Genomic DNA, 12,567 nt, shown 5'->3' on the forward strand with positions numbered 1-12,567 from the left:
TGGCCGCAGGCCGGTCGGAGGGGTGTCCCCGCAGCCATGACGGCCGGTCATCATCACCCTTCTGCAGCGGCGTTGTCAGTGGTGGCGGTTACGTTCGGGGGGTGTTGCAGGGGCCGTTTCCCGACAGGAGTGGACGATGACCGAGAGCAGTGTTCAGCCCGCGCTGAGGGTGGTGCTGACAGACGTGAACGAGCGCGTGGTGGAGGCGTGGCGGGCGGCGTTCGCGGACACCCCCGGCATCGAGATCCGCAGGGGTTCGATCCTCGACGAGGACGTCGACGCCTGGGTCACCCCGACGAACTCCCGGGGTCGGATGGACGGCGGGGTCGATGCCGTCATCAAGCGGCACCTCGGATCCGGCATCCAGCTACGCGTACAGCGGGCGATCCGCGATCGGTTCGCCGGAGCCCTCCCGGTGGGCAGTGCGGTCTGCGTCCCGTCGGGGGCGACCGTCCCCCGGTACCTGATATCGACGCCGACCATGGTGCAGTTCTCGCAGAACGTGAGTGCCACACTGAACGTGGCCATGGCATGCGCTGCCGCGTTCCAGGCCGTCCACCGGCAGAACCGGCAGACGCCGGGCAGTATCCGCTCCGTGGCGCTGGTCGGGATGGGCGCGCAAACCGGTCGGGTCCCGGCCAGGCTGTGCGCCAACCTGATGTGGACCGGGTACACGCTCTTCCACGACCACTGGTTCGAGGATGACGACGAGCTGCGCGCCACGATCATCACGCAGCTGAGCGGCATCGAGAGCGCCCCCGTCGACCAGCGGGTGCGCATCGTGCCGCCGAAGACCGCTGAGTCCGTCCCTGCCGACCACCCTGCCGGCCACGTCCATCCCTCGAACACGACGATCGAAGGCCCATCCCCCATGACTGACGCGATCAACGGCCCGGCGCCGACCCAGCCCGACGCGGACGACCCCCTGGCGCTCACCGAACTCTTCAACGGCGGCGGTGAGCCCTGGCTTCCGCTCCTGAAGCCCGTGATCGAGGCGCTGCCGGACGCCCCCCGGTTCATCGGGAAGGGCCGAAGCCCCGAGGTCGTCCCGGTCCGTGAGCTGACCTTCCAGGCTCTCAAGCCCAACCCGCCACACAAGTGGAAGGTCGTCGCCTTCGGCCAGAATCCGTACCCGCGGCCGGAGAGCGCGACCGGCATAGCCATGTTCGACAACGCCTTCAACGACTGGAAGGACAGCCAGTTCGGCAGGGTCGTCAGCATCCGCTGCATCATCAAGGCGGCGGCGATGTGGAAGTACGGCATCGCCAAGAAGACGCCCATCGCCGATGTTCGCGCGCTGTTGAAGGAGCGGGACACGGTCCAGCCGCCGGAGTGGTTCCAGGCGATGCTCACGCAGGGCGTGCTGTTGTTGAACGCATCGCTCACCGCCAGCGGCGACGGATCGATGGGTGCCGACCAGCACACGGCGTTTTGGCGGCCCGTCGCCGAACGGATCGTCGAGGAGATCCTCAAGGCCAAGCAGGACGCCGACGAGGAGGACCGCGGGATCGTGTTCGCCTGGTGGGGGGCGCACGCCCGCAACCTGAAGAGGGTCGTCCTACGGCTCCAGGAGAAGTACCCGGACGTCGAGGTCCGGCACATCGACCACGCGAACCCGGCGGCGCAGGGTGACGTCTTCTGCGAGGGCGACCACTTCGCCATGGTGAACGAGGCCCTCGCGTCGCTGGGTGCCGACGCGATCGACTGGCTGCCGAGCAAGGGGTGGAACGAGGGGGCGGCCGGTACGGACGGGGATGTCGCGGCACGCATGGGCGCTTTCATCGAGTCGACCATGAACCTGCACCAGCTGTACCTGGAGCGGCTCACCAGCGTCAAGGACGAGGGCCTGGTCCTCCCCGCGATCACCGGCGTGTTCGATACCCCGCTGATGGACTTCCAGGACGCCGTCGCATCGGTCGCCGAAACGCTGTCCGGGCTCGCCGGACACATCGACCGGTCACACGACTTCGGCAAACGGCGGGCGGACGAGACGTCCGGCAGCCTGTCCGCCGACGCGATCGCCGCGCTGCACCTCTACACCTGCGAGTCCGCCTTCTACCGCGAGATCAACGCCGTCCTCCGCTCCCCGGACCGCACCAGGGTCTTGCCCTATCTGCCCTACCTGCGGCTGCTGTTCTCGGCGCTCTCGGGCCTGCCCGCCCACACGCAACCGCTGTGGCGCGGTGTGTCGCTGGACCTGCGGGCGCAGTACCCGGTAGGTCGGACGGTGACCTGGTGGGGCGTCTCCTCGTGCACCTCCGAGCTGAACGTGGCACGGTCTTTCCTGGGCAGCCGCGGCAAGCGGACGCTGTTCGAGGTGACACCCGCCCAGGCGGTCGGGATCAGGAGCTTCTCCGCCTTCACCGGGGAGGAGGAGTACATCCTCGCGCCGGGCACTCAGCTCAAAGTGACGGACGTGAAGAGCGAGCGCGGCGGACTCTGCACGGTCAAGTTGACCGAAGTGGACGCCGCTCCCCTGGTGTCCTGACCCACCGTCTCGTCATCCCCTCACCCAGCGGATGACACGGGCCAGTTCGTGACCACCGTCGCCACACCTCCACCCGAGCAGGCGTCCGCCTCGTCGTGATCGACGAGATCCTGGTCTCCCTGGCACTTGCCCCTACACCCCTCGGGGGCATCCCAGGACCATGCGTCCGGCGAGTGTCCCATCCCATCCATCCGGCCGGCACCACCCGCGACCCCGGACCCGAGCCGGCCGCCGGTCCCCGCACCGAGATGCGGTGCGGCCGTGGGCAGCGCACGATGAGCAAGGACGTCTGAACACGAGCGCGGAACGACGTCGGCAGCGGCGACGGGCCGGAGCCGCGCGGGGTGGGTCGGCCGCGCATCAGTACGTCCTCCTTCAGATCCTGCACGGCTGCGGCTCCTGCACGGCTGCGGCGCGGGGAATCCCGGCGCGCCCTGATAGCCGGTCTCACGCGCCTTGGTGTCGCATGCGCCCAAGCGAGAGGAAATGGGGAGAGACATGAGGAAATCCCTGGTGGCCGCGCTTGCCACTGCCACTTCCGCGACGGCCGTCCTGCTGACAGGTCCGGTGACGCCCGCGACCGCCGCTTCGTCGTACTGCAACCAGACGACGCCGAGCACATCGATCCTGTTCTACAAGTCCGGCAGCGGCGAAGCGGGCGCCGGCACCCTGTCCAATGGCCGCTGACATTACAAGTCGGCGTTCGACCTCCCCGCCGGGTACATGCACGCAGCAGCGAGCCGCGACTCGCTGCTGCTGTACAACAAGAACACGGGGGACGGGGAGGTCGGCACGTTCAGGGGCGGGCAGTACACCCGCACCCGGACCTTCGACGACTTCTCCACAGGCTGGACCTTCGTCGAGGCGTCCGGCGACTCCGTGATCTTCTACAACGGCAGCACCGGCTACGGCGTCACGGGTACCCTCAAGAACGGCGTGTACCGACAGGTGCGCACGTACGCCGACTTCAGCACGGGCTGGGGGACCATGGCCGCCTCGTGCGACACGTTGGTCTCCGCCGCCAGGCACGGTTCGACCGAATTCCCCTGGAGCAACGTGGGGTACGGGACCCTCGAGGGCGGCGTGTACACGGACACGGGCAGCATTCCGAGGGACGATTTCCTGGGGCAGCTGACCGCGACCGAGGATTCCGTGCTGTCCTGGGCGAGGGTCGGTGGGGGACTCGAATTCCGGGTGTCCGAGGCGACCGACGGCTCGGGCATCGACTTCCGCAAGATAGGTGCCTCCGGTCTCTGGGACAAAGTGGGCCGGACCTCGGACAGCCTGTTCTTCTACAAGAACGACGGGACCGCCTGGACGTCGACGCTCGTCAACGGCGACTACACCAACGTCGGTCCGCTCGCCCAGGTCTCCTCGGGCTGGTCACTGATCGAGGGCGGCGTCTGAGCTGAGTAGGCACCCGTGGGGTCCAACTCGGTGACCCGGTCATGTGTTCGTCTCGCGCATCAGTATGGGAACGCGGCCCCGTGCCCGCGTGGATGAACGGGAAGGGCGGCTGCTCCGGACGGCCGCCCCCTCCCCGGTGTCCGTGTGTTCCCACCGCCAGCCATGCGGACGTGCGTCCTGTGCGGCGCCGGTCGATGATGTTTTTGAGGCCCCGTATCCCACCCCATCAGAGAAAGGGCGGTGGCAGATCGTGGACCCAGACACCGGGTTCCTCGACCCGGCGGACGAGAACGCCGCCGCTGCCGAGGAGGCGGCCCGCGCCGCATTGGTCGGCACCGGCGCGTACCTCCTGCCTCCAGCCGACGTGCTGGCGTGCCTGAGTGCGGATGCATCCTCCTGGGCACATTTCGCGGCCCACTGGGAGGATCTGACGGAGGACGAGTACGCGGCCCGGCGCGGAGCCCGCAGACTCCGGCGCTACGGGCACTTCTCGCTCTCGCCCGGGACCGGGGAACTGCGGCTCCTGCCCCACACCGGGTTCGTCCAGCCCGGCAGCACCAATCCGCTCTACGAGTCGGTGGACCGCCACTTCGATCCGCTCACCGGCAACTTCGTGTCCGATCCGACGCTGCGCCAAATCATCGGCCTGTTGGCCCGGGTGGCGGCGGTGCTGGACGTCCCCGAGTGGTGGAGCGTCAAGGTTCATCCCTTCCGGGTCGTTGCCACGGCGGAGGGGGGAGGGGAACCGACACCGGAGGGCAGGCACCAGGACGGCGTCACCCTGGTGTCCTCGCTCTTCATCGGCCGCGACAACGCCACCGGGGGCGAAAGCACCGTCTACACCCCCGAGGGCGACGAGATCCTGTCGGTCACGCTCTGCGAGCCGGCGAGCCTGCTCGTCTCCGACGACCGTGGCCTCCTGCACGGTGTGTCGCCCGTCCGGCCGGTCGACGCCACGCGCACGGCCCACCGCGACGTCCTGGTGACGACCCTCACACCGGCCGACCGCGCAGACCTGTCCTGATCACGGGTTTGATGCCCTGCTTCCATCGCCGGCAGCGGTACGTGCGCCCCGTCCTCGGCGCAGTCGTCCAGGCCCACGTCCCGGAAGGTGCCTGGAGGTGAGGAGGCGGGGCGGGACGCGGATCAGTTCAACTGTGGTGGGACCCAGGTGTGGTGCCGAAGGATCATACGCGTTGCGGCCCGGGAGGGTGTCAGTCGCATCGCTGTGTTCCGCAGGGCGACGGCCAGTGGGTGGGAGAGCTGCTGGCCCATCCTCCCGGCCTGCCGGGCGGCCCGCGCGACGGCCTGGCTGCGCGGACGGCGCTCGGCGTCGTAGCGGGCGAGCGCGGCCTCAACGGTGGGCTCGGTGGCGAGCGCGGCGGCCAGGGTGACCGCGTCCTCCAGCGCCTGGCAAGCGCCCTGTCCGAGATTGGGGGTCATCGCGTGTGCCGCATCACCGAGCAGCGCGGTCCGGCCGACCGTGTACGAGGGGAGTGGTGCGCGGAGTTCGTTGACGTCGTGGTGCAGCACGGCGGCAGGCCGGGTCGCATCGAGCAGGGCAGGGATCGGGCTGTGCCAGGTGTGGAATCGTTTGCGCAGTTCGGCCAGTGGGTCGACGAACCGCGTTCCGGCGGGGAGGTTGAGGACGGCATGCCACTCGGCACGTCCGTCCGGGAAGGCGATGTGCCCGAACTCGGCCCCGCACCCCCAGGTCAGCTCGAAGTCGGTGCGGAGGTCGACCGCCTTCTCGGTGATGGCGCGCAGCACGGTCGAGCCGCTGTAGACCGGGCCGGGGTGGGCTGGGTAGAGATGGCTGCGCACTTTGCTGCCGATGCCGTCCGCCGCCACCGCGAGATCGGCGTCCAGGACCGTATCGCCGCAGCTGACTCGAACCGTCCCGGGGCCGGTCTGCTCGACCGAGCCCACCTCGGAACCGATCAGCAGTGCCTCGGCGGGCAGGGAGTTGCGAAGCAGTCGGTGCAAGGTGGAGCGGGGGATGCCCATGATCGGCGTGCCCACTGCCTTCTCCAGCGCCAAGCCGTCCATGCGGGCCAGCCAACCGCCTTGTGGCGTGCGAGTGCCGCCGCTGTACTGGCCTCGCGAGGCGTCCCGCACCGCCTCGCCGACGCCGAGTTCGTCCAGTGCCCGTAGGCCGTTGGCGGCCAGTGAGATACCGGCCCCCGCGTCCTCAAGCATGGGCGCGCGCTCGACGACCGTTACTTGCCATCCGATGCGGCGCAGGCCGATCGCGGCGGCCAGTCCGCCGATACCCCCTCCGACCACCACTGCCGTATTGCCCATGTCGAAGCCCCCCTCTTTCTACATCCGTAGAAGGTGATCCTATTCGAGTCTCTACAGGTGTAGAAAGGAGCCATGACTTCGGATCGACGCACCCTCCTCGCGGACGCGGCTCTCGATGTACTCGCCGACGAAGGGATCCGCGGTCTGACCCACCGCGCAGTCGATCGCAAAGCGGTCATGCCGCCCGGCACCACGTCGGCCTACTTCCGCACCCGAGCCGCGCTGCTCACCGGACTCGTCACACGCCTGGTCCAACTCGACCAGGCGGAACTGCAAACGACGGCCGAAGAGCTTCCACCCCTGCGCACGGTCGAGGAACTGGTGGACGGCATGGCGCTACTCACCCGACAGCGACTCACCGGCGAGGGCCGCCGCCGCTCGCTAGCCCGCTACGCCTGCGCCGTTGAGAGCGTGCGTAACCCCGAGCTGCGCGAGATCCTCGTACCCCGCGAGAACGCCGGACGCGAGGCCGTCCGACTGTTCCTCACCTCGCACGGCGTGACGGACGTCGAGAATCGCACTCACATCCTGCTGACCTGTATCGACGGACTAATCTTCGACCGGCTGGTGAGCGGCGGCGAAGTACCGCGCGAGGCCCTCGAAGGCCTGGTCGCCTCTGCCCTACGTTAGGCCCGGCGCCCCCACACCTTCCTGCTCGAACTGGCCCGCAGCCTCACCTGCCTCCGCCGTCTCGTGAGAGAAGCGGACGGACGGGATGCCGAGCCGACGGCTTGGGTTCTCGACGCGCAGAGCATCAAAACTTCCGCCAATGTTCCGGCGGCCGGCCCGGGCATCGACGCGGGCAAGAAATGCGGTGCCGGTCCGCCGGTTTCGCGACGTCAGGGCCGAGACGTCATAGGGCGATACAGCTAGGCTCTCGAGCTGCCGCACGACCCGATTGCCAACCGGCAGGTTGGTTGCTTCGTATGCTGGGCGCATGGCATGGGACACAGCGAAGACCAAGAGGCTGCTGCTCGACGCGGCCACGGACGAGTTCGCCGCGTACGGGCCCGAGGGCGCGAGGATCGACCGCATCGCGGCCTCGGCCGGGGTCAACAAAGAGCGGATCTACCCCTACTTCGGCGGCAAGCAGCAGCTGTTCACCGCGGTGGTCCAGCGCGAGCTGGAACAGCTTGCCGCCGCTGTGCCGCTGGAGGAGGCGGACGGGCAGACGGTGGACGTTCCCGAGTACGCGGGTCGGGTGTTCGACTACCACCTCACCCATCCGCACTTGCTGCGCCTGCTGCAGTGGGAGGCGCTGCACGGAGACGCCGCCGCCCCGGTCGCGGGCGAGCAGCGCCGGGCCGCCTACTACACCGAGAAGGTCGCCGCGGTCTCCCGCGCCCACCGGGAGGCTGGGGGCTCCGCGCAGGCCGAGGCGCAGCTCCCGCCCAGGGAGCTGCTGTATGCCATCGTCGCGCTCGCCGGCTGGCAGTTCGTCGCACCGCAGCTCGCCCGGATGATCCTCGGCGCGACGGGCGATGAGGATCCGGCCGCCCGGCGCGCCGTCATCGTGGACATGGTGCGCAGGCTCACGCTCTGACCGACCCTCCAGCCATGTTTCCAACTGGCGAGTTGGAAACATGGCCCGCTCGCGCTAGTGTCCAACTCGTCAGTTGGAAATGCCTGGCCAAGGAGCCCGACCATGACGGTCATATCCGCACACCCGAACGCTGCCCTCGTCCTGATCGAGTTCCAGCGCGAGTGGCTCGACCCCCGGCACGGCCGCCTCAACCACCTCGTCGAGGACCGCGGCCTGCTCGACACTGCCGTGAGCGGCGCAGCTGCCGCACTGGCCGCCGCCCGCGCGCACCGCGTTCCCGTCGTGCACGTGCCGCTCGTCCTCACCCCTGGAGCGCCGGAGCTTGAGGGCTGGACGCCGGCGCGGCTCGGCCTGCGCGCGGCGATCCCCAAGGCCGGCACCTGGATCCAGGGCAGTGCCGGGGTCGAGTTCGCCGATGCCTTCCGGCCCGCGCTCGGGGAACCGGTCGTACGCGGCCGCGCCGGCGCCAGCGCCTTCGCCGGGTCATCCGACTTCGACCTGATCCTGCGTCGACTCGGCGTCACCGACCTGTACCTGGCGGGCTTCGCCACCCACGTCTGTGTCGAATCCACCCTGCGCGAGGCCCACGACCGCGGCTACACCACCCACGTCATCCACGACGCCTGCGCGGCATTCAGCCGTGCCCAGCAGGAACACGTCCGCGAGCACGTGATCCACCACTTCGGCGAGGAGACCGACGCTGCCGCCTTCGCTGCCGCACTCGACCACGCCGCCTCGGTCGGGTCCGTGAGTCATTCCAGTTGAGGCGTCGTACCGTCGAGTGCGGCGGCGACGCGTCAGGTCCGTGAGACGCCGAAGCGGTAGCCGGTGGCCGGTGACCACTAGCCCCCGGGCTCCAACAACCCCTTAGTCCTATGGCGTCGACAGCGTTCGGCACACTGCCGGGCGATCAAGCGGGTGTGCCCATCAGCGGCGGCGGGACTCCTTCACCGCACATCCCGACCACACCCCTGCCGCCCGGCGGCAGGGGGTTCGCCGTGCCCGTGCCCCGGCCTGCGACGATGGGCTGTCGGCACATCGAAGAGGGGGACCGCGTGGAGCTACGGCAGCTGCGTTGCTTCGTCACTGTCGCCGAGGAGCTGCACTTCGGCCGGGCCGCCGAGAAGTTGCTGCTCGGCCAGCCCGCCGTAAGTCAACAGGTCAAGCACCTGGAAAGGGAGTTGAAGGTCGAGCTGTTCGACCGCTCACCCCGGTACGTCCGGCTGACCCCGGCCGGCGAACGCTTCCTGCCCGCCGCCAGGGACGTCCTGGCGGCCGAGGACGCCGCCCGCGCCCTCGCTGCCGATCTGGCCGCACCCGCCGTGCTCCGACTCGGCACCATCACCGGGCTCGGCGAGCGGCTCGACCTGATTCTGGACACCTATCAGCGACGGGCCCCCGGGGTGCGCGTCGAACTCCATGCCGCTCCGGTGCGGGACCGGCTCGCCCGGCTCGCGGACGGCCGCCTCGACGCCGCCTTCGTGCGCGGTGCCATCGCCGGGAGCAGTCCGGATGTCCGCTTCCTGCCGGTCTGGCAGGACGAGTTGGTGCTCGCGCTACCGGCCCGGCACGCCCTCGCCGACCAGCCGGAGGTCGATCTCGCGGAACTCGCCGCCCTTCCGCTCCGGCTGACCGACCGCCGCAACCATCCGGCTCTGGTGGACCTGGTGATGGACGCCTGCCAGCAAGCCGGCTTCCAGCCGCTCCTCGGCCCGGCTCACAGCACGATGCAGGACACCCTGGCCTCGATCGGCACCGGAACCCCGATGTGGACGGTGGTGTACGCCGCCAACGCCCGGATGATCAACGCCCGCCGGATCGCCTTCCGCTCCTGCCGGTCCCCGCTGGCCCTACCGACCTCGCTCGCCGTACGACGCTCCGCCCCGCTCCCCCGACTGCTCCTCGAAGCCTGCCGCCAGACGCCCTCGACCTGGGACGATCAGGATTCGTGATCGCTGCCAGAGCAATTCGGGTCTGGGTCCGGGCAGCCTGATCGGGTGGACTGTTCCCAGCCGGAAAACCGGCACAGGAACCCAGTTGAGGAGCCTCAGATGCCCATCGTCACCATCCAGCAGGGCCCGCGCGAGGTCGAACAGAAGCGTGAGCTGGTCAAGAAGATCACCGAGGCCTTCGTGGAGGCATTGGAGGTCCCCGCCGAGAGCGTATACGTGTGGATCCAGGAGTACCCGGCGGAGAGTTGGGGCGCGGCCGGCAAGCTCACCGCTGACCGCTGACCGCCAGCGGCTCATCTCGGTTGGTGGGCCAGGTGAATCATCCTGCGTCCGTTGCACGGCAGGCTGCCTCCAGGTCGTGATCGTGGCTCAGCTGGACGGCGAAGGATCCGGTGAGGCTGCGGCGGGCGATCGCGGTCTGCGCCGGCTGCGTGCAGAGCCAAACGGAGCGGGGGACGCCCCAGAGCGATCAGTAGCGAGGTGCGCGAGCACGTCTGTCTGATCGCTCGGACGTCCCCCGCCGACTGGAATATCGCGTGATTCTCGACCTGGCCGATTAACCGGCGCCTCGCACGAGCCGGAGCGGGTGGATTTCCACCTCTCGCTTCGGCAGCCAGTCCGTCGCGATCTCACCGTCAGAGCCTGACGGAACCACTCGCGGAACCCGAGGGAGGTGCCGTGCCAGTCGACCCACGCGCGACGGCAGGCAGCCATCCCGACGGGCGTACTCCTTCAGACTGCGAGCACCGCAGAAGAAGATGTACTTCGAGATCGACGGGGGCGCCGTATGCGCCGGCTATTTCGACGGAGTCCAAGGGAACTCGACCACCGAGCGGCCAACGGGCAGCGGCCCCGCAGGCCGCGCTCGCTCCCCTCCGTTTCTCGTTCTGCGCCTCTCGTGAAAAAACCGGACGCATCCGAACGCAGCCCCAGGAGCGAAGAGGTTAGTGCATTACATCCCTATATGCGGCTTCTGTAACCGCAGGGGGATGCAGTTCTCCCACCGTCAGAGGAGTACTCATGATCGTCAAGAAGCTGCACGAGGCCGGCGTGAAGAGCGAGCACGCCTACCTGGCCGCCACTGCATCGATCGGTCTGTCCCTCGCGTCCTGGCTCACCTCCAGCAGGAACGAGAGTCTGGAGCGCGCCGACCGCTGGGGCATCTTCGTCGGCGAGTGGGCTCCCACGTTCTTCGGCCTGGGTCTCGCCCTGGCGAACTATGAGGAACAGGAGCGGGCTCTCGGCGACGGGTCCGCCACCGGCGCGGGCCGCGAGGTGTGACCATGAACGAGCCGCTGCCTCCACCCGGTGAGACCCCCGCCGTCGAGGGGTCGACAGCCGAGGCGCACCGCGAACGACCGGACGGCGGAATCTGGGAGCACCCCCGCGTCTGGCTGCTCCTGATCGCGATCGGCTCTGTGCTCGTGGCCGCCTTCTTCCTGGCGCGCGTGTTCACCTTGTGAGCCGGCCACGTCACCCGCGACGGCCTGTCCGAACCACCGGGCGGGCCGTCGGCATCGTCGGGCGCCGCACGTCATAGGCCACGGCGGGACCCTGCCGGACGCCGCCGTCACGCGCCGTCGGAGTTCCTCGCCCCGAAGGTCGCCTGATACCCCGCGGCCAGAGCTTCGGCCATGTCCGCCACCGCGTAGCGGGTCGCACCGTGTCCCCGCGGCGTGTGCGAGGCGGAGGCGCCGGTCCTCCGGCAGGGACGCCAGCCTGCGTCCAGCAGGATGTCGTTGACACCGTCGCGCAGACAGCGGGGCACTCCCCATGGCGCGGCCTCGCGGCCGGCAACCCCGCCTCCCTCTCCTGCGTACAGTCGTGTCCGGAGTATGGGGGCACCGACGGCACCGACGGCACGGGCGGACTGCCGCCCGGGGCCCTCGCCGATCTGACCGGTGACCGCGTCTTCGTCGCGCCGTCCGCAACGCTGCAGGCTTTGCCCTCCCACCTGGACGCCATCGTCCTCACGGGGGCAACGACTTGCGCTGATCCGACTCCTCGGCACGACGGGCCGAGGAGCCCTGGCGCCCTGAGCGCCCCACGGCCGGTCAGCGCGTGCGGCTCGGCGGCAGGCGCGCGGGCGTGCCGAACCGGACCGGGACACCGGGCGCGTACAGGACGCTGTCCGGTTCCGCGCGCAGCGGAGTGACACCTGCCGCAGCCAACGGGGAGGCGTCCCAGCCGAGCAGATCGCAGCGCTGGAACGTCCACATCGGGTGGGCGTTGGGCATGTAGTACGAGCGTGCAGGCCCGCGTCCGTGCAGCCCCCAGCGGTACGTCAGGAACTCGTCCAGCGGCCGGGGCTTCACGACGCCGTCCGACACCTGGACCCAGACCCGGCCGCTCGGGCGCTCGTGCACGCGTCCCCTCGTCCGGTACAGCAGACGCCGCCCGTACCACTGCCGCGACACGCGTGCCCAGCGGTAGGGCAGTCCGAAGCCCGCACGCGCGGCGAGGACCGGCAGCAGCCGGTCGCAGTCGAGCGACCGGAAGACGACACCGCGCCGGCCGAGCGCGTCACGGCTGTACAGGCGCACGTTGACCTCGTTGAACGAGCTCAGGTACGGCAGCGGTGTGGTGTGCCCGAAAGCGAAGTCCTCCATGCGGAAGAAGACCAGGCCCGCGTAGGCATGGCCGCGGTACAGGTCCGGGACCGTTCCCTGCGGCATGAGGCGGGCTACGTCGCAGGAGTCGACCTCCCAGTGCAGGAACACCAGGTCGCGCCAGATCTGGCGGAACAGCACACGGCGCAAGTAGCGAGGGGCCAGTGGCGTGAGCGACTCGACGCCACCGATGTGCCGTTCGCTGCGACTGTTCATCACGCATACCTCCCGACAGGCGACGGGCGCCTCGGCTGCGGGGACGCC

At 69.5% G+C, this 12,567-nt stretch carries 13 protein-coding genes and 1 pseudogene; 12 read left to right on the top strand and 2 right to left on the bottom strand.

Translation table 11 applies throughout. The features are described from left to right. Positions 1–136 precede the first annotated feature (136 nt). The 4 genes from ABZZ20_RS23760 (at position 137) to ABZZ20_RS23775 (ending at position 4,919) form a co-directional block, all read left to right on the top strand. Positions 137–2,488, top strand: coding sequence for an ADP-ribosyltransferase domain-containing protein (locus ABZZ20_RS23760; protein WP_356872664.1), 2,352 nt, complete (start codon positions 137–139; stop codon positions 2,486–2,488). Between the two features lie 513 nt (positions 2,489–3,001). After that, positions 3,002–3,175, top strand: a complete 174-nt coding sequence (locus tag ABZZ20_RS23765) for a hypothetical protein (RefSeq protein ID WP_356872666.1) — start codon at positions 3,002–3,004, stop codon at positions 3,173–3,175. 36 nt (positions 3,176–3,211) lie between these two features. Continuing rightward, entirely contained in the window at positions 3,212–3,895 is a 684-nt protein-coding gene (locus ABZZ20_RS23770) for a hypothetical protein (RefSeq protein WP_356872668.1), read from the top strand. Between the two features lie 250 nt (positions 3,896–4,145). Continuing rightward, positions 4,146–4,919: a 2OG-Fe dioxygenase family protein gene (locus ABZZ20_RS23775; RefSeq protein ID WP_356872670.1), complete on the top strand. Its 774-nt coding sequence runs from the start codon at positions 4,146–4,148 to the stop codon at positions 4,917–4,919. A gap of 122 nt (positions 4,920–5,041) precedes the next feature. On the opposite strand, the gene ABZZ20_RS23780 is transcribed toward ABZZ20_RS23775, so the two are convergent. After that, positions 5,042–6,199, bottom strand: coding sequence for an FAD-dependent monooxygenase (locus ABZZ20_RS23780; RefSeq protein ID WP_356872672.1), 1,158 nt, complete (start codon positions 6,197–6,199; stop codon positions 5,042–5,044). 72 nt (positions 6,200–6,271) lie between these two features. Between ABZZ20_RS23780 and ABZZ20_RS23785 the strand changes: the two genes are divergently transcribed. The 8 genes and pseudogenes from ABZZ20_RS23785 (at position 6,272) to ABZZ20_RS23820 (ending at position 11,157) form a co-directional block, all read left to right on the top strand. After that, a complete protein-coding gene (locus tag ABZZ20_RS23785) occupies positions 6,272–6,829 on the top strand; it encodes a TetR family transcriptional regulator C-terminal domain-containing protein (protein ID WP_356872674.1) in 558 nt (185 codons plus the stop codon). A 60-nt stretch (positions 6,830–6,889) separates the two neighbouring features. After that, positions 6,890–7,009 (top strand): annotated as a pseudogene (locus ABZZ20_RS23790) (IS5/IS1182 family transposase); the annotation flags it as partial. Between the two features lie 127 nt (positions 7,010–7,136). Beyond that, positions 7,137–7,742, top strand: a complete 606-nt coding sequence (locus ABZZ20_RS23795; protein WP_356872676.1) for a TetR family transcriptional regulator — start codon at positions 7,137–7,139, stop codon at positions 7,740–7,742. 102 nt (positions 7,743–7,844) lie between these two features. Next, on the top strand, positions 7,845–8,507 hold the full coding sequence (locus ABZZ20_RS23800) for a cysteine hydrolase (RefSeq protein ID WP_356872678.1): 663 nt from the start codon (positions 7,845–7,847) through the stop codon (positions 8,505–8,507). Between the two features lie 290 nt (positions 8,508–8,797). Further along, positions 8,798–9,694: a LysR family transcriptional regulator gene (locus tag ABZZ20_RS23805; protein ID WP_356872680.1), complete on the top strand. Its 897-nt coding sequence runs from the start codon at positions 8,798–8,800 to the stop codon at positions 9,692–9,694. 99 nt (positions 9,695–9,793) lie between these two features. Next, positions 9,794–9,976: a 4-oxalocrotonate tautomerase DmpI gene (dmpI, locus tag ABZZ20_RS23810; RefSeq protein WP_356872682.1), complete on the top strand. Its 183-nt coding sequence runs from the start codon at positions 9,794–9,796 to the stop codon at positions 9,974–9,976. Positions 9,977–10,714: 738 nt separating this feature from the next. Beyond that, complete coding sequence (locus tag ABZZ20_RS23815) at positions 10,715–10,975, top strand: hypothetical protein (RefSeq protein WP_356872684.1); 261 nt, start codon at positions 10,715–10,717, stop codon at positions 10,973–10,975. A 2-nt stretch (positions 10,976–10,977) separates the two neighbouring features. After that, a complete protein-coding gene (locus ABZZ20_RS23820; RefSeq protein WP_356872686.1) occupies positions 10,978–11,157 on the top strand; it encodes a DUF6480 family protein in 180 nt (59 codons plus the stop codon). 591 nt (positions 11,158–11,748) lie between these two features. Here ABZZ20_RS23820 and ABZZ20_RS23825 read toward each other — a convergent pair. Then, positions 11,749–12,519 carry a DUF2071 domain-containing protein gene (locus tag ABZZ20_RS23825; protein ID WP_356872688.1) on the bottom strand — a complete coding sequence of 257 codons (771 nt, stop codon included), beginning with the start codon at positions 12,517–12,519 and terminating at the stop codon, positions 11,749–11,751. Positions 12,520–12,567 lie beyond the last annotated feature (48 nt).

This window comes from Streptomyces sp. NPDC006430 (assembly GCF_040612395.1).
Taxonomy (GTDB): domain Bacteria; phylum Actinomycetota; class Actinomycetes; order Streptomycetales; family Streptomycetaceae; genus Streptomyces.